14 protein-coding genes are annotated in these 15,500 nt (G+C 67.0%); 7 read left to right on the forward strand and 7 right to left on the reverse strand.

The features are described 5' to 3' along the window. Nucleotides 1-99: 99 nt before the first annotated feature. Genes AC3WL7_RS13670 through AC3WL7_RS13680 form a run of 3 tightly spaced genes read left to right on the forward strand, consistent with a single transcriptional unit; the run spans nucleotide 100 to nucleotide 1,654 of the window. The gene (locus AC3WL7_RS13670) at nucleotides 100-726 is read left to right on the forward strand and encodes a superoxide dismutase (RefSeq protein WP_492750845.1); all 627 of its coding nucleotides are present in this window, start codon (nucleotides 100-102) and stop codon (nucleotides 724-726) included. Further along, complete coding sequence (locus AC3WL7_RS13675; protein WP_492750847.1) at nucleotides 726-1,304, forward strand: flavin reductase family protein; 579 nt, start codon at nucleotides 726-728, stop codon at nucleotides 1,302-1,304. Before AC3WL7_RS13670 ends, AC3WL7_RS13675 begins: the two co-directional genes overlap by 1 nt. Then, nucleotides 1,301-1,654 (forward strand): tetratricopeptide repeat protein, encoded by a 354-nt coding sequence (locus AC3WL7_RS13680; RefSeq protein ID WP_492750849.1) that lies wholly within the window; start codon nucleotides 1,301-1,303, stop codon nucleotides 1,652-1,654. The genes AC3WL7_RS13675 and AC3WL7_RS13680 overlap by 4 nt, the downstream gene beginning before the upstream one ends. 5 nt (nucleotides 1,655-1,659) lie before the next feature. Here the strand turns inward: AC3WL7_RS13680 and AC3WL7_RS13685 are convergent, their stop codons facing one another. Both AC3WL7_RS13685 and AC3WL7_RS13690 read right to left on the reverse strand, forming a co-directional pair. Further along, a complete protein-coding gene (locus AC3WL7_RS13685) occupies nucleotides 1,660-2,808 on the reverse strand; it encodes a fatty acid desaturase family protein (RefSeq protein ID WP_492750851.1) in 1,149 nt (382 codons plus the stop codon). 12 nt (nucleotides 2,809-2,820) lie between these two features. Continuing rightward, nucleotides 2,821-3,891 (reverse strand): ferredoxin reductase, encoded by a 1,071-nt coding sequence (locus AC3WL7_RS13690; protein WP_234458271.1) that lies wholly within the window; start codon nucleotides 3,889-3,891, stop codon nucleotides 2,821-2,823. Nucleotides 3,892-3,983: 92 nt separating this feature from the next. Here AC3WL7_RS13690 and fabR point away from each other — a divergent pair, with 92 nt between their 5' ends. Beyond that, entirely contained in the window at nucleotides 3,984-4,643 is a 660-nt protein-coding gene (gene fabR / locus AC3WL7_RS13695; protein WP_079222136.1) for an HTH-type transcriptional repressor FabR, read from the forward strand. Nucleotides 4,644-4,947: 304 nt separating this feature from the next. On the opposite strand, the gene mntR is transcribed toward fabR, so the two are convergent. Further along, entirely contained in the window at nucleotides 4,948-5,418 is a 471-nt protein-coding gene (gene mntR / locus AC3WL7_RS13700; protein ID WP_108746847.1) for a manganese-binding transcriptional regulator MntR, read from the reverse strand. A 116-nt stretch (nucleotides 5,419-5,534) separates the two neighbouring features. Here mntR and AC3WL7_RS13705 point away from each other — a divergent pair, with 116 nt between their 5' ends. Next, on the forward strand, nucleotides 5,535-6,866 hold the full coding sequence (locus tag AC3WL7_RS13705) for an Nramp family divalent metal transporter (RefSeq protein WP_492750856.1): 1,332 nt from the start codon (nucleotides 5,535-5,537) through the stop codon (nucleotides 6,864-6,866). Nucleotides 6,867-6,957: 91 nt separating this feature from the next. On the opposite strand, the gene AC3WL7_RS13710 is transcribed toward AC3WL7_RS13705, so the two are convergent. The 4 genes from AC3WL7_RS13710 to AC3WL7_RS13725 form a co-directional block, all read right to left on the reverse strand. Continuing rightward, nucleotides 6,958-7,284 carry a thioredoxin family protein gene (locus AC3WL7_RS13710; RefSeq protein WP_492750858.1) on the reverse strand — a complete coding sequence of 109 codons (327 nt, stop codon included), beginning with the start codon at nucleotides 7,282-7,284 and terminating at the stop codon, nucleotides 6,958-6,960. Continuing rightward, the gene (locus AC3WL7_RS13715; protein WP_492750922.1) at nucleotides 7,256-7,735 is read right to left on the reverse strand and encodes a flavodoxin; all 480 of its coding nucleotides are present in this window, start codon (nucleotides 7,733-7,735) and stop codon (nucleotides 7,256-7,258) included. Before AC3WL7_RS13715 ends, AC3WL7_RS13710 begins: the two co-directional genes overlap by 29 nt. A 13-nt stretch (nucleotides 7,736-7,748) precedes the next feature. Next, complete coding sequence (locus tag AC3WL7_RS13720) at nucleotides 7,749-8,789, reverse strand: ribonucleotide-diphosphate reductase subunit beta (RefSeq protein WP_079222141.1); 1,041 nt, start codon at nucleotides 8,787-8,789, stop codon at nucleotides 7,749-7,751. 61 nt (nucleotides 8,790-8,850) lie between these two features. Then, nucleotides 8,851-11,214: a ribonucleoside-diphosphate reductase subunit alpha gene (locus AC3WL7_RS13725; protein ID WP_492750861.1), complete on the reverse strand. Its 2,364-nt coding sequence runs from the start codon at nucleotides 11,212-11,214 to the stop codon at nucleotides 8,851-8,853. A 432-nt stretch (nucleotides 11,215-11,646) separates the two neighbouring features. Between AC3WL7_RS13725 and AC3WL7_RS13730 the strand changes: the two genes are divergently transcribed. Both AC3WL7_RS13730 and AC3WL7_RS13735 read left to right on the forward strand, forming a co-directional pair. After that, nucleotides 11,647-12,624, forward strand: coding sequence for a zinc-binding dehydrogenase (locus AC3WL7_RS13730; RefSeq protein ID WP_079222143.1), 978 nt, complete (start codon nucleotides 11,647-11,649; stop codon nucleotides 12,622-12,624). 200 nt (nucleotides 12,625-12,824) lie between these two features. Further along, nucleotides 12,825-15,449, forward strand: a complete 2,625-nt coding sequence (locus AC3WL7_RS13735; RefSeq protein ID WP_492750863.1) for a TonB-dependent receptor — start codon at nucleotides 12,825-12,827, stop codon at nucleotides 15,447-15,449. The last annotated feature ends 51 nt before the right edge of the window (nucleotides 15,450-15,500 follow it).

Here is a 15,500-nt window from a genome sequence, read left to right on the forward strand (position 1 = left end):
CCGCCCCCCGCCACTACCCCACCCCTTGACCTCAACCAAAGTTGAGGTGCGATAACAGTCCTCCCGAGGCCCCCGGCCTTCCCCACGGAGACTGTTGCAATGCCGTACTCGCTTCCCGCCCTCCCCTACGCCTACGACGCCCTGGAACCGCACTTCGATGCGCGCACCATGGAGATCCACCACGGCAAGCATCACCAGGCCTACATCAACAACCTCAACACCGCACTGGAACAGGCCGGCATCGCCGAAACGCCGGTGGAAGCGCTGATTGCCGACCTGGATGCGCTGCCCGAGTCCGTGCGCGGCGCGGTGCGCAACAACGGCGGCGGCCATGCCAACCACAGCCTGTTCTGGACCGTGCTCAGCCCCAGCGGCGGCACGCCGGACGCCGGGCTGGCGGCAGCCATCGAGCGTGATCTCGGTGGTTTCGACGCCTTCAAGGACGCCTTCAGCAAAGCTGCACAGACCCGCTTCGGCAGCGGCTGGGCGTGGCTGACCAGCGATCGCGAAGGTCACCTGCAGGTCGAGAGCAGCGCCAACCAGGACAGCCCGCTGATGGGTGCCGCCGCGGGCCTGTCCGGCAACACCCCCATCCTCGGCCTGGACGTCTGGGAACACGCCTACTACCTGCACTACCAGAACCGCCGTCCCGACTACATCGGCGCGTTCTTCAACATCATCGACTGGGCAGAGGTCGGCCGTCGCTACCGCCAGGCACGCGGCTGATGGACGCCGGCGGCCCTGCCTACCCCGGGCCGTGGGCAGGGGTCTTCCCTGCCCCGGCGCCGGCCCCATCGGTGGACCTGCCGCCGCGCGCGCTGCGCCGACTGCTGGGCCACTACCCGACCGGCGTGGCCATCGTCACCGCGCGCGACGCACGGGGCACGCCGCACGGACTGACCATCAACTCGTTCGTGCCGGTATCGCTTCAGCCACCGCTGGTGCTGTGGAACCTGGCCCTGCACGCGCAGAGCCTGCGGGTGTTCCAGCGTGCCACGCGCTTCACGCTCAGCATCCTCGGTGCACACCAGGAAGCCCTGGCCCGGCGCTTCGCCGATCCGGCCGTGCGTGATCGCTTCACGGATGTGGCACTGCTCGATGGCGAACACGATGAACCCCCGCGCATCGCCGGTGCCGTCGCCCACCTGCACTGCAGCCGCCATGCGCAGTGGCCGGTGGGTGACCACCTGCTGCTGGCCGGACGCATCATCGGCGCACACGACGCCGGCGGCGCCCCCCTGCTGTTCCACCGCGGCCGCTTCCTCCCCGGGCCGCTTGAGCACCTGCACGAGGTAAAACCATGAACATCGGAGCACTGGAGAGCCTGCTGGCCAGCGGCAAGGACAGCGCGCTGCTGCGTTTCGGCCTGGGCAAGAGCTGGCTGGATGCCGGACAGCCGGTGCATGCGGCCACCCACCTGGCCCGGTGCGTGGCGCTGGATCCGCACTATTCGGCGGCGTGGAAGCTGCTCGGCAAGGCCTGGCTGGCCAGTGGCCAGCCACAGGCGGCGCGCGAAGCGTGGCAGCGCGGGCTCAGCGTGGCCGGCAGCAAGGGCGACCAGCAGGCGCGCAAGGAAATGCAGGTGTTCCTGCGCCGGCTGGACCGCGCCCCGAAGGACGGCGGCCCACCGGCAGCGCTGGCCAAGGCCAGCTGAAGGTCTCAGCCCGCGTTGGCGGGCGCCGGTGCCGGCATGATGTCCGGCATCGGCAGGCGGCGCGGCTTGCTCGGGAAGGCGTGGCGCAGGATGCGCCAGACCACCTGGGCGAACTGGCGCGGCAGCGAGCCGTTGTTGTAGTGCTGGCCGTAGCGGCGGCAGATGTCCTTCACTTCCCTGGCGATGGCCGCATAGCGGTTGGCCGGCAGGTCCGGGTAGAAGTGGTGTTCGATCTGGTGGCTGAGGTTGCCCGACAGCACGTTGATGATGAAGCCACCGCTGATGTTGGACGAACCACGCAGCTGGCGCAGGTACCAGTGGCCGCGCGATTCATTGCGCAGGCATTCCTTCGGGAAGGTTTCCGATTCGGCGGTGAAGTGGCCGCAGAAGATGATCACGTAGGTCCAGACGTTGCGCATGCCGTTGGCGACCAGGTTGCCCAGCATCACCGGCAGGAAGAACGGGCCGGCCAGCAGCGGGAAGAACACGTAGTCCTTCAGCACCTGGCGCAGCATCTTGCGTGCCACCGGGCGGGTCTGCAGCCACATCGCACGGCTGCTGATGCGGCCCTTGAACCAGCGGCCCAGGCGCAGGTCCTGTGCAGCCACGCCCCACTGGAACAGCAGCGCGAAGATCGGCGCGATGATCGGCTGCAGCAGGTAGAACGGCGACCAGCGCTGTTCCGGGAAGATGCGCAGCAGGCCGTAGCCGATGTCATCGTCCATGCCACGCACGTTGGTGTAGGTGTGGTGGCGGAAATTGTGGGTCTTGCGCCAGTTGTCGCCGGTGGCAACGATGTCCCACTCATAGGTGTTGCCGTTGAGCTTGGGGTCGCCGGTCCAGTCGTACTGGCCGTGCATCACGTTATGGCCCAGCTCCATGTTCTCCAGGATCTTGGCCAGCGCCAGCAGCAGGGTGCCGGCGATGCAGGCCGGCCACAGCAGCGGCGCCCAGAACAGCGGCGAGAACGCGCCCAGGAACAGCAGGCCACGGCCCAGCACGCCCGACCAGCGCACGGCGGCGGCCACGCGGCGGATGTAGCGGGTGTCGGAGGCGCCGAGGCTGCCCAGGATACGGTCACGGATCGCGTCGAGCTCGGCACCGAAGGCGTTCATCTCGGCGGGGCTCAGGGCACGGTCGGAAGCGCGGGTCATGGCAGCAGGTCCTCAGAGATCCAAAGTCAGGTCGGTAGTCGGTGCGCTCACGCAGATCCGCACCGGCTGCGCCGCTTCGGACTGCATTTCACCGGTGCGCAGGTGGCGGGTGGTGCCACTGACGCGGTCGCAGGTGCAGCTGTTGCAGATACCCATGCGGCAGCCGTGCTTGGGCTTGATGCCCTGCGCTTCCAGGCTTTCCAGCAGCGAACGGCCGCGCGCGACCTTCAGCTGGCGGCCACTGCGGGCCAGGGTCAGGGCGATCTCGCCGGCACTGTCGGCATCGCCGAGCGGTGCCGGCGGGGTGAAGGCCTCGGCCTGGAAACCGGCCACCTGGTGCACCAGGCGTTGCCGTGCAGCCGCCACGAAACCATCCGGGCCACACGCCAGCACGTGGCGCTGGGCCAGCGGGGTGTCGTCGCCGGGCACGGCCAGCGAATGGGTGGTGACGCGCGCAGCCGGGACCTCGCCTTCGCGGGTGGTCAGCAGGTGCACGCGCAGGTTCGGGGTGGCCGCGGCCAGCGCCTGCAGTTCCTCACGGAACTGGAACGCGGCGGCGTTGCGTTCCCAGTAGAACAGGTCCACTGGCGCGGCCAGCGGGCGGCGGCAGGCCTCGCGCAGCAGGCTGCGCATGGGCGTGATGCCGCTGCCGGCGGCCAGCAGCAGCACCGGGGCGGCGGCGGGCATGTGGAAGTCACCAAAGGCCGCGTCCAGGCGGAACAGATCGCCCGGCTTGGCGTGGTGGACCAGGTGCTGGCTGATGGCGCCGCCCTCGACCGCCTTGACGGTGATGGCCAGCTCGCGGCGCCCCAGCGCGGTCGGGCTGTAGCTGCGGCGCAACACGCGCCCTTCAAGCTCCACGCCCAGGGTGATGTGCTGGCCGGCGCGCATGCCGGCCCAGTGCCGGTTGCAGCGCAGAACCAGGGTGGCGGCGCCCTCGCCGGCCGGCTCGCGCCGGACCAGGCGGGCCAGGGGCTCGCGCAGGGTCCACAACGGATTCAGCTGGCCCGCCCAGAAATCGAACAGCGACGGCGACAGCCAGCGGTACGGGGAAAACAGGGAGGGACGGATCACAGCGCTCATGGGCGCACTATACGGCCGCACATACACCTGTGTATACATGTGTATATTGCTCCGGATTGGGTATGATTCAGCCTTGCCCCTCCGGAAGTGCCATGGCCGCCGCCACAGTTCTGTCGCCGCCCGAAGATGCCAACAGCCCGGCCCGCCGTACGGTGAGCCGCGAGGATCTGTTGGCCGCCGCGCTGAAACTGATCGGCCCGCACCGCAGCCTGTCCACGCTCAGCCTGCGCGAAGTCGCACGCGAAGCGGGCATTGCCCCGAACAGCTTCTACCGGCAGTTCCGCGACATGGACGAACTGGCCGTGGCGCTCATCGACGTGGCCGGCCGCTCACTGCGCACGATCATCGGCGAAGCGCGCCAGCGCGCCACGTCCAGTGCGACCAGCGTCGTGCGCGTATCGGTGGAAACCTTCATGGAGCAGCTGCGCGCAGACGACAAGCTGCTGCACGTGCTGCTGCGCGAAGGCGCGGTGGGCTCGGATGATTTCAAGCACGCGGTTGAACGCGAACTGCACTATTTCGAAGAAGAGCTGCAGCACGACCTGGTGCGCCTGGCCGCGCTGGACGGCGCCAAGCTCTACAAGCCGGAACTGGTGGCCACCGCCATCACCCGCCTGGTGTTTGCCATGGGCGCCACCGCGATGGACCAGCCACCGGAGAAAGACCCGGAGCTGGTCGAACAGATTTCCACGATGATCCGCATGATCATCGTCGGCGCCCGCAGCCCGGCCGCGTTCCGCCGCGGCAGGTAGATCCACGCCATGCGTGGATCTACTGTGTCGGCCAAGGTCGACATCCACCAGATCCTACCCCGTGCCGACCAACGGTCGGCACCCACCAGAGCAGAAAGCTGTTCTGACACATCGCGGGAAACTGTCGAAGGCGGGGTGGGTCCGGTTGAGGGGGTGTGAGCGCCATGGATGGCGCGACCAAGCCCCCATGGATGGGTTTACGGCGTCCCCCTCAACCGGACCCACCCCGCCAACCCTCAGCAAACCGGCTTTTGCCGTTGACGTTGATTCTGCAGGTGCAGGGCTGCAAGCCCTGCCCCAAACCTCAGCCCGCCCCGCCCTCGGCCTTGCGCACGAACGCTTCAAACAGCGCCAGCGTCTGCTCGCTCACATGGTGTTCGATGCCCTCGGCATCGCGTCGCGCCGTGTCCGGGTCGACGCCCAGCGCCAGCAGGAAGCGCTCCACGGTCTGGTGCCGCTCGCGGCTGGCATGGGCCAGCGCCTCGCCTTCCGGGGTCAGGAACACGCCCCGGTATGGCCGCTGTACCACCCAGCCATCACGGGCCAGGCGCCGCAGCATCTTCGCCACCGTCGGCTGCGCCACGCCCAGGCGGGTGGCGATGTCGACCTGGCGCGCCTCGCCGCCATCGGCCAGCAGGTCGGAGATCAGCTCCACGTAGTCCTCGACCAGCTCCATCCGGTGTGCCTCGCGCACCTGCCGGAAGCTCTCGACCTGGCGCTCGGCCTCGATCAAGGGTGGGTTCTTTGCCGATGTCGAAGCGCCTGTCTTGCCCACGCGTGTGCCTGTCCTGCCGAGGTATTCCGGATCTGAACCTGAATTCTGGACCAGTGACGCAGCAAAGACGATTGTTTCACATTGCTAATGGATATAGCAGTGGCTATATTGCAGCCATGAATACCGTCGCGCCCACCGACTCCCCGGCCGCCCCTGCAGCCAGTCTCGGCGCGCTCAACGCCTCGGTGGCCGTACCCGAAAAAGGCCACTGGTGGTTCCGCCTGCTGGCCTTCATCGGCCCCGGCTACATGGTCTCGGTCGGCTACATGGACCCGGGCAACTGGGCCACCGACCTGGCCGGCGGCTCGCGCTTCGGCTACCTGCTGCTGTCGGTCATCCTCATCTCCAACCTGATGGCAGTGATCCTGCAGGCCTTGTCGGCGCGGCTGGGCATCGCCACCGGCATGGACCTGGCCCAGGCCTGCCGCGCGCGCTACCCCAAACCGGTAAACCTCGCGCTGTGGGGCCTGTGCGAAGCGGCGATCATCGCCTGCGACCTGGCCGAGGTGATCGGCACCGCCATCGCACTGAAGCTGCTGTTCGACCTGCCACTGCTGTGGGGCGCGGTGATCACCGCACTGGACACGCTGCTGGTGCTGCTGCTGATGAACCGCGGCTTCCGCGCGCTGGAAGCCTTCGTCATCGCCCTGCTGATGATCATCTTCGGCTGCTTCCTGGTGCAGATCGCACTGGCCGCGCCGCCGGTGATGGAGGTGCTGGGCGGCTTCATCCCGCGCACGCAGGTGGTCACCGATCCGCATGCGCTGTACATCGCCATCGGCATCATTGGTGCCACGGTGATGCCGCACAACCTCTATCTGCACTCGTCCATCGTGCAGACGCGCGCGTATCCACGCACCGATGAAGGGCGTCGCAGCGCGCTGCGCTGGGCGGTGACCGACAGCACCATCGCCCTGACCCTGGCCCTGTTCATCAATGCCAGCATCCTGATCCTGGCCGCTGCCGTCTTCCATGCCAATGGCCGGTTCGACGTGGAGGACATCGAGCAGGCGCATCAACTGCTGGCACCGATGCTGGGCGTAGGCCTGGCCTCGACCCTGTTCGCGGTGGCCCTGCTCGCTTCGGGCCTGAATTCCACGGTGACCGCCACCCTGGCCGGACAGATCGTGATGGAGGGATTCCTGCACCTGCGCCTGCCCCCGTGGCTGCGCCGGTTGATCACCCGGGCGCTGGCGATCATCCCGGTGGTGGTGGTGATCCTGCTGTTCGGCGACCAGGGCGCGGTGAAGCTGCTGGTGCTGAGCCAGGTGGTGCTGTCGATGCAGTTGCCGTTTGCAATCATTCCGCTGGTACGGCTCGTGACCGACAAGGCCACGATGGGCGCGCTGGTGGCCCCGCGCTGGCTGGGCAGCATCGCCTGGGTGATCGCCGTGGTGATCGTCACGTTGAACGTGAAGCTGCTGGTGGATACCTTCGCCGGCACGTAACGAAAAGGAGCGTGGCTCCAGTAGATCCACGCCATGCGTGGATGGCGCCTCATCACGCACCGCGCGAACGGCAGCCGAGCATGGCTCGGCTCTACAGGTGCATCGCGATCGCGGCTTCTATCTGCTGCGGCGACTGGAAGCCTGGCAGGCGCTGGCGCTCGTCACCATCGCGGAACAAGGACAGCGTCGGCGTCTGCCGCAGCCCCAGTTCGCGGAAAAACGCTTCGCCCAGCACCTCCAGCTGCACGCGCAGCAACGTCGTGCCCTGCCCTGCCACGCTGTTGGCCACGCGGTGCAGCGACATCTCCAGCATCCGGCACCCCGGGCACTGGTCCTTGTGGAAATCCACCAGCACCCGCGGGTGCTCGGCCAGCAGCTGATGGAACTGCTCAGGCGTGGTGGCGTCGATGATCTGCATCGCAGGTGCTCCTGTAGTGGGCCAGGACCGTATCGGTCCAGGCGTCGATGGCCGCGGCGTGGCGTTCGCCATGCGGCATCTGTTCGATTTCCAGCGGCGGGTAGCTGCTGTTGAAGTAACGGATCAACCGGTGCACGGCGCCGCAGTAGTACTCCTGCCCCCACTGCGTTTCGCCGGTCCCGAACACCGCCAGCTGGCGTGGGCGCTGGCCGCGCTCGGCGATGCCGGCCACCCAGGCCTTCATCTCCGAGGGCGTCCGCCCGGCGTTGTCGGTCCAGCAGCCCAGCAGCACCAGGTCGGCTTCATCGGCAGCCAGCGGCGCGGCCGCGCGCAGGTCATCGACCTCCTGCCAGTGCACCACATGCCCGGCCGCCTGGCAGCGCGCCTGGATGTGCCGGCCCAGCTCGCGGGTGTTGCCGCTCAGCGAGGCCACCACCAGCAGGATGCGCAGCGCTGCACCCGGCTCAGAGGTCGTCGAAGCCGTTGTCGACGTTGGTCTTCTTGTAACTTGCATTGCGCATCTCGAAGAAGTCGGTCTTGGTTTCGGTGAAGTTGTCGGCGTAGGCCTTGATCCACGGCATCACGTTGTCGGTGGTGTCGCTGTACAGGCGCTCGATGCCCAGCATGCCGGCCATCTTGTTGGCGCGGTACTTCACGTAGCGGGTCATCTCTTCGACGTCGATGCCGTCGATGCCGTCCAGCACTTCCGACGACCACTGGGTTTCCAGCTCGATGGCGTGCTCGAAGGCCTGGTGCACATAGGCCGTCAGTTCGTTGGTCTGCAGCTCCGGGTTCTCGCCGATGATGGCGCGGATCAGCTCGCTGATGAACTTGGTGTGGGCCAGCTCGTCGCGGTTGATGAAGCTGATGATCTTGCCGGTGCCGGTCATGCGGTTCTGCCGGACCATGTTGTAGAAATACGCAAAGCCGGAATAGAAGTTGATGCCCTCCAGGATGGACGACTGGATCAGCGACTTCAGCAGGGTCTCGGCGGTCTTCTCGCGCATGAAATCGTCATACGCCCCCATGATCGGCGCATTGCGCTTGATGATGGTCGGATGGGTGCGCGCCAGTTCGAACACGCGGTTCTGGTTGGGCAGGTCGGTGATCGAGGCCAGCACGTAGCTGTAGCTCTCGTTGTGGATCACTTCCTGCTGGCCGATGATCGCCGCGTTGGCATGTGCCGCCGGGTCGGTGATGTACTCGGCCACGTTGTAGATGAAGCGGGTCTGCGGCGAATCGAGCGTGGCCAGCAGGCCGATGATCGAGTCATAGGCATTCTTCTCGCGCCCGGACAGCTCGCCGTACTGGCGCGCGTCCAGCTTCATGTCGACCTCGTCGGGGATCCAGAAGTTGGTCGACAGCTCCTTGTAGGCCCGGTAGAACGACGGGTACGGAATGTCGTTCCAGTTGAGGATGCCACTGGTGCGGCCGTTGATGATGCCGGTGCTGCGGTTGGGATGGCGCGGTTCGAGGATCTTGATGCGGTCGAGGGGGGTTGCCATGGTCGTCTGCCTTCGTTCTGTTTCTGACGTGTTGCCGGCCAGCGGCCGGCACTACCGTTGATCAGCTGGAGCACCACTCGCATTCGCTGATGTCGATGTCGTTGGAGCGCACGTAGTAGGTGGTCTTCAGGCCCTCGCGCCACGCGCTCAGGTGCAGCTCCAGCAGGGTGCTGGCGCGGATGGTGCTGGGCACGTACAGGTTGAAGCTGATGGCCTGGTCGACATGGCGCTGGCGGCGGGCGTTCTGCCGCACGCTGGCGAACTGGTCGACCTTGTAGGCGCCCTTCTCGTAGTAGGGCCACGTTTCCAGCGACAACCCCGGTGCGGCCACGGGCCGGCGGAAGTCCTTCTTTTCCTCGTAGTAGAACGCGCTGTAGATCGGGTCGATCGACGCGGTGGATCCGGCGATCTGAGCGGTACTCATGTTCGGTGCCACCGCCAGCAGCCAGCCGTTGCGCAGGCCATGCGTGGCCACGTCGCGGGCCAGGCTGTCCCAGGCGGCGCCTTCGTAGCGGCGGTCACGGAAATAGGCACCGGTCTGCCAGTCGCTGCCAGCGAACATCGGGTAGCTGCCCTTTTCGCGCGCCAGCTGCAGGCTGGCCTGGATGGTCAGGAAGTTGATGCGCTCGAACAGCGTGTCCGACAGCGTCTCGGCCTCTGCCGTCTCCCACTGGATGCCCTGCTGCGCGAGCAGGTGATGCCAGCCGAAGGTGCCCAGCCCGATGGCGCGGTACTTGCGGTTGGTGATGGTGGCCTGCGGCACCGGCAGTGCATTGAGGTCGATGACGTTGTCGAGCATGCGCACTTGGATGGGAATCAGGCGCTCCAGCACATCCTTGGCCAGCAGATCATCCGGCGCGGTGATGGCCCGCCCGAGGTTGATCGAGGACAGGTTGCAGACCACGAAATCGCCGGCACGCCGGGTGGTGACGATCTGGTCGCCGCTGACGATCTCCTGGATCATCCGCGTCGGGCTCATGTTCTGCAGGATCTCGGTGCACAGGTTGCTGGAATAGACCATGCCCGCGTGCTTGTTCGGGTTCTTGCGGTTCACTTCATCGCGGTAGAACAGGAACGGGTTGCCGGTCTCCAGCTGGCTGACCATGATCCGCTTGAACAGATCGATGGCACGCACCGTGCGGCGGCTGATGCGTTCGTCGCTCACCAGTTCGGCGTAGCGGTCGCGGAAGCTGCCCGCACCCCGCGTCTCATCGTAGAAGTCCTGCAGGTACCAACCCTTGGCCTGCTTCACCTCGTGCGGGTCGAACAGGTACCAATCGGCCCGACGCTCCACCGCCTCCATGAACAGATCAGGCACGCAGACCGCAGTGAACACATCATGCGCGCGCAGCCGCTGGTCGCCATTGTTCAGGCGCAGATCGAGGAAGGCCTCGATGTCGCGATGCCAGATGTCCAGATACACCGCCACCGCGCCCTTGCGCTGGCCGAGCTGATCGACCGACACGGCGGTGTTGTTGAGCTGCTTGATCCACGGCACCACGCCGCCGGAGGAGTTGGGCACGCCGCGGATCGGCGCGCCGCTGCTGCGCACATAGCCGAGGTAGGCACCCACGCCGCCACCGTGCTTGGACACCCGGGCGATATCGGTGTTGGAGTCATAGATGCCCTGCAGGCTGTCATCCACCGTATCGATGAAGCAGCTGGACAGCTGCCCGCCGACCTTGCCGGCGTTGGCCAGGGTCGGCGTGGCCACCGTCATGTACAGGTTGGACAGCGCCCAGTAGGCCTCGCCCACCAGCTGCATGCGGCGTTCCCTGGGCTTCTCGTCCTGCATCAGGTACAGCGCGATGGTCAGCCAGCGCTCCTGCGGCAGTTCGTACACCTCGCGGCTGCGGTCGCTGGCCAGGTAGCGCGTGGCCAGCAGGTACAGGCCGTTGTAGGCGAACAGGCGGTCGCGCTCGGGCTCGATCATCTGGCCGGCCTGCTGCAGTTCGTCCTTCGAATAGCAGCGCAGGATGTCGTTGCTGTACACGCCGCGGTCGGCCAGGCTTTCCTGCAGGCCCACGTAGGAACCGTATTTCAGGCTGACATCGTAGAAGCGGTTGCGGCTGGCACGCTTGTACAGCCGGCGCAGGTACAGCCGCGCGGCAAACTGCTCCCACTCCGGCGCCACCAAGTCCACGCGCGATTCGGCCTCGCGGATCAGCAGGTCCACCAGGTCATCGGCGCTGATGCTCGGCTTGCGCTCGACCATCGCCTGCACCACGCGGCGGTAGTCGCCCACGTCCAGCTGCGGGAACTCGGCATGCACGCTGTCGATGCTGCGCTGCAGGCGTCCGGCGTCGAACGGCAGCCGGCGGTTGCCCGCTTCCTTGGTGATCCAAGTCGGCACGTGCTCGCCCGCAGCGCGCAAAGCGTCGCCGGCGCCGGCCAGATCGGCCGTGCGGTGGGTGTTGTCGGTCATGGTGGTGGAACTCCAGGCTCGCACGCGCGGTGGCGTTCGATGCCATGGCGGCCCTGCACGCGATACCGGCGCACGGGGCGATCGGGGATGTATGCCAAAGCGCGGGAACACGAGGTCGTCGGCGATAGCCTGCGCCTGCGGCCGGTATCCGGGCCGTGGGGGCGACCTGTGTCCGCACGATGGCGGCCGCGTCGACACGGCAAGCCTTCAGGGGCGGGCCGCGGGACGTTTGCTGCGTGTCCGGCGGCGGCGGCTGACCGGGGGTGACGGCCACAACATAGTGGGGATGGATCGAACCGTCAACACAAGATGCGGTAATCACGACATGCCGCGACGATCCGTCGCAGGATGCCGTGTTGCACCACCGGCGCCTTGTCCACGGCGCCGCCATCCCCAGTTGGTTACAACCTCCTTTTCAACCGGAAGTCCCCCATGCGTGCTGCCCAGTACACCGCCTTCGGCGATCCCGCCACTGTCCTTGCCATCGCCGATGTCGCCCTGCCCGAGCCCGGCCCCGGCGAGGTACGCATCCGCACCACGCTTGCCTCCATCCACAACCACGACCTGCTGACCGTGCGCGGCCTGTATGGCTACAAGCCGACCTTGCCGGCAGTCGGCGGCAGCGAAGCGCTGGGCGTGGTCGATGCTCTCGGCGAAGGCGTGCAGGGCCTGCAGGTCGGCCAGCGCGTCGCCGCTGCGTCGGTGCATGCCACCTGGGCCGAAGCGTTCATCGCGCCGGCGCGCATGGTCATCCCGATGCCGGACGCCATCGCCGATGAAACCGCGGCACAGTTGATCGCGATGCCGCTGAGCGCCCTGATGCTGCTGGAATTCCTGCACGTCGAGGCCGGCCAGTGGATCGTGCAGAACACCGCCAACGGCGCCGTCGGCAAGTCGCTGGCGATGCTGGCGCGCGCACGCGGGGTCAACGTGGCCAACCTGGTGCGCAATGCCAAGGCGGTCGCGCAGCTGCAGGCCCTCGGCATCGACCATGTGTTCGATACGTCGCAGGACGGCTGGAAGGACCGCGTGCGCGAGGCCACGGGCGAAGCACAGGCAGCCGCTGCGGTCGATTCCATCGGTGGCGATGCCAGCGCCGATCTGGTCGAGCTGCTTGGCCTGCACGGCACCCTGGTCTCGTTCGGGGTGATGAGTGGCGAGGCGATGCGCATCCCCGCCAGCGGCCTGATCTACAAGGAAGCCACGGTGAAGGGCTTCTGGGGCAGCAAGGTCAGCCAGGCGATGCCGGTGGAAGACAAGCGCCGGCTGGTGGGCGAACTGCTGCAGCGCGCGGCCAGCGGCGAGCTGACCCTGCCGGTGGACGGCATCTTCGCGCTGGACGACATCCAGGCCGCGGCCACTGCAAGCGCGCAGCCGGGGCGCGGCGGCAAGGTGCTGCTGCGGGTCTGATCGCCGCATGGTGGAGCCTGGCACGGGGCCCGGCTCCACAACATCGCCAGAGAAACGGTAGCGCCGGGCCATGCCCGGCGGTGTGGACACCGCGCGGGTTCGTTAAGAACCTGTGATACATAACTGAATGCGTATTCGTCATTGGTCGTCCCTGCAACCGCCATGCGGTACTGGGAACTCCTCCAGCCACTGGCGTTTCCATGTTCCGCACCACCCTGCTGGCCAGCGCCGTCGCGCTGGGCCTGGCGGCCGGCACTGCCGCCGCTGAAACCTCTCCCGCCGAAACCGGCAAGGACAGCACGACCCTCGGCGCCGTGCTGGTCACCGGCTCCAACATCAAGCGCAGCGATACCGCTGGCCCCAATCCCGTGCAGGTGCTGTCGCGCGAGCAGATCGAGCTGAGTGGCAAATCCACCCTCACCGATGTGCTGCGCAGCCTGTCGGCCAACGCCGGCAACAGTTACGACGAGCAGTACACCGGCAGCTTTGCCGCCGGCTCGGCCTCCATCGGCCTGCGCGGCCTGTCGCCGAAGAACACCCTGGTGCTGGTCAATGGCTACCGCGTGTCCAACTTTGGCTTCGCCCTGAACACCCAGGACACCTTCGTCGACCTGAACGCGCTGCCGATCAGCGCCGTGGACCGCATCGAAGTCCTGAAGGACGGTGCCTCGGCCGTGTACGGATCCGATGCCATCGCTGGCGTGGTCAACATCATCCTGCGCCGCAATTTCCAGGGCGTGGAAGTAGGCGGCGGCCTCGGCACGGCAACCCAGGGTGGCCTGAACGAGCGGAAGGCCAACCTGCTGGCAGGATTCGGAGACGTCGACCGCGATGGCTGGAACGTGCTGTTCGGGCTGGACGTGCTCAAGCGTGACCGCCTGGATGCCGACGAACGCGCCTTCACCCGCAGCGGCGACTTCCGCGACAAGCCCGGCGGCCGCCTGGCTGGCTGGAATACCGCAGGTGGCAACTGGCTGTCCGACCCACGCGCACCGCAACCGTTCTCCAGCTGCCCGGACGGCAGCCAGCTGCGTCCCTACAGCGATTTCGGCAGCACCCTGCCCGGCCAGGCCTGCGCATTCAACGCGCAGCCGTACAAAACCCTGCAGCCCGGTGCCGAGCGCCTGCAGGCGTCACTGAGCGCGACCTACCGCTTCAATGACAGCGTCGAAGCCTTCGCCGACATCCTGTATGCGCACAACAAGGCCGACCAGATCTTCAGCGCACCGCTGACGGTCGGCCCTGGCCTGCGCGCCTATGACGCCACCAGCGGCACCCTGGTCGACATTCCTGCCGTGCTGCCGGTGGGCAACCCGTACAACCCCGGCACCACGCCACTGCCGTTCGAGACATCGCTGTTCGCGCTCGGCCCGCGACTGAAGGACAACACCCAGGTGTTCTACCGCGCGCTGGCCGGCGTGCGCGGCACGACCGAGCGCTGGGACTGGGAGCTTGCCGCACTCAGCTCGGAGAGCGCGCAGCGCGAATACGTCGACAACTTCGTCAACCGCTATGCGTTCCAGCAGGCGCTGGCCGATGGCAGCCTGAACATCGTTGATCCCTCGCAGACCCCGCAGGCACTGGAGGCGCTGCGACTGCAGACCAAGCGACCGGGCTGGTACCGGTTGAGCCAGGCCTCGTTCAAGGCCTCCACCCAGCTGTGGAACCTGCCGGCCGGTTCCATCGGCTTCGCCTGGGGTGCCGAAGTTCGCCGCGAGTCACTGGACGCGCGCACCAGCGAACAGGTCTTGTCCGGCACTGAATTGCGCCCGGCCATCAACGTGGTCAACGGCGAACGCGAGGTCAGCGCAGCCTACGCCGAGTTCAGCATTCCGCTGCACCGCACGCTGGAACTGCAGCTGGCCGGGCGCGGCGACCATTACGACGATTTTGGCAATGCGTTCTCGCCGAAGGTGGCGCTGCGCTGGCAGCCCTTGGACAGCCTGCTGCTGCGCGGCTCGTTCTCGCGCGGCTTCCGCGCGCCGTCGTTGCCGGAGATCGCGCCGGGCCAGACCATCAGCTACGGCTCGGTGGTCGATCCCTACGATCCGCTGCAGCCCGGCGGCAGCCGTGGCGTGACCAACGTGCGTACCGGCAACCCGGACCTGAAGGCCGAGCGCTCGCGCAACTACAACCTGGGCGCGGTCTGGTCGCCCGACGCTGACACCAGCATCGGCCTGGACTGGTACCGCATCGAGCAGGACAACCTGGTGCAGCCGGACAACGCACAGTTCATCGTCAACAATCCGGAGCTGTTCCCGGGTCGCGTGCAGCGCGATGCGCAGGGGCGCATCCAGTTCATCACCAACCAGTACGCCAACCAGGGCGAGCTGAAGACCTCCGGGCTGGATCTGGAAGCCAGCCGCCGCTTCCGCACCGACCGCTGGGGCAGCTTCACCGTGGCCGGCAGCTGGACGCACCTGCTGGACTACAAGCAGCCGCTGGTGGCCGGCCAGGCCGCCTATGACGGCGCGGGCAACAACCGCCTGGGCGCCCTGCCGAGCAGCCGTGGCACGACCTCGCTCACCTGGAACGCGGGCCACTGGACCAGTTCGCTGAGCCTGCAGTACATCAGCGGTTATGACCAGCGCGTGGCCACGACCACCAGCAACCCAGGGCTGGATTCACGGGTGAAGTCGTACCAGCAGCTGGATCTGTACGTGGCCTATGAAGGCATCGCCAACACCACGCTGTCGCTGTCGGTGTTGAACCTGGCCGACAAGGATCCGCCGTTCGATCCGGCCGGCGGCGCCAATGGCTTCGACATCACCCAGTACAACCTGCGCGGGCAGTTCGTATCGCTGGGCGCGCGTTACCGGTTCTGATGGATATCGGAGGGGCGGTGATACGCCGCCCCGTTCGCGCAGCCGGCCAGC

It is taken from the genome of Stenotrophomonas sp. FW305-3-2-15-E-LB1, from assembly GCF_058787375.1.

Coding starts and splice junctions, on each gene's coding strand:
- AC3WL7_RS13670 (WP_492750845.1), top strand. CDS start 100: ATGCCGTACTCGCTTCCCGCCCTCCCCTACGCCTACGACGCCCTGGAA.
- AC3WL7_RS13675 (WP_492750847.1), top strand. CDS start 726: ATGGACGCCGGCGGCCCTGCCTACCCCGGGCCGTGGGCAGGGGTCTTC.
- AC3WL7_RS13680 (WP_492750849.1), top strand. CDS start 1,301: ATGAACATCGGAGCACTGGAGAGCCTGCTGGCCAGCGGCAAGGACAGC.
- AC3WL7_RS13685 (WP_492750851.1), bottom strand. CDS start 2,808: ATGACCCGCGCTTCCGACCGTGCCCTGAGCCCCGCCGAGATGAACGCC.
- AC3WL7_RS13690 (WP_234458271.1), bottom strand. CDS start 3,891: ATGAGCGCTGTGATCCGTCCCTCCCTGTTTTCCCCGTACCGCTGGCTG.
- fabR (WP_079222136.1), top strand. CDS start 3,984: ATGGCCGCCGCCACAGTTCTGTCGCCGCCCGAAGATGCCAACAGCCCG.
- AC3WL7_RS13705 (WP_492750856.1), top strand. CDS start 5,535: ATGAATACCGTCGCGCCCACCGACTCCCCGGCCGCCCCTGCAGCCAGT.
- AC3WL7_RS13710 (WP_492750858.1), bottom strand. CDS start 7,284: ATGCAGATCATCGACGCCACCACGCCTGAGCAGTTCCATCAGCTGCTG.
- AC3WL7_RS13720 (WP_079222141.1), bottom strand. CDS start 8,789: ATGGCAACCCCCCTCGACCGCATCAAGATCCTCGAACCGCGCCATCCC.
- AC3WL7_RS13725 (WP_492750861.1), bottom strand. CDS start 11,214: ATGACCGACAACACCCACCGCACGGCCGATCTGGCCGGCGCCGGCGAC.
- AC3WL7_RS13730 (WP_079222143.1), top strand. CDS start 11,647: ATGCGTGCTGCCCAGTACACCGCCTTCGGCGATCCCGCCACTGTCCTT.
- AC3WL7_RS13735 (WP_492750863.1), top strand. CDS start 12,825: ATGTTCCGCACCACCCTGCTGGCCAGCGCCGTCGCGCTGGGCCTGGCG.